General features: G+C 60.5%; 1 protein-coding gene. It reads left to right on the top strand.

What is annotated here, in order from left to right; genetic code table 11:
• Positions 1-248 (top strand): ABC transporter substrate-binding protein (locus tag G8O24_RS43350; RefSeq protein WP_244646460.1); only part of this gene is annotated, 248 nt, incomplete at both ends.

Raw genomic sequence — 248 nt, 5'->3', positions numbered from 1 at the left:
GAGCGTGGTGATCCCCGGCCTTGCGACCGAATGGAAGGTCGATGACGTCGACAAGACCAAATGGACCTTCAAGCTGCGTCCCGGCGTGACGTTCCATGATGGTACTCCGTTCAACGCCGATGCGGTGATCTGGAATCTCGACAAGGTGCTGAACGACAAGGCGCCGCAATTCGACAAGCGGCAGAGCGCACAGGTGAAGACCCGCCTGCCCTCCGTCGCCAGCTACGCCAAGATCGACGACTTCACCG

This window comes from Bradyrhizobium campsiandrae, from assembly GCF_014529705.1.
GTDB lineage: Bacteria > Pseudomonadota > Alphaproteobacteria > Rhizobiales > Xanthobacteraceae > Bradyrhizobium > Bradyrhizobium campsiandrae.
The sequence above is the reverse complement of the archived record's forward strand: the minus strand, read 5'-3'. Positions and strand labels throughout refer to the sequence as shown.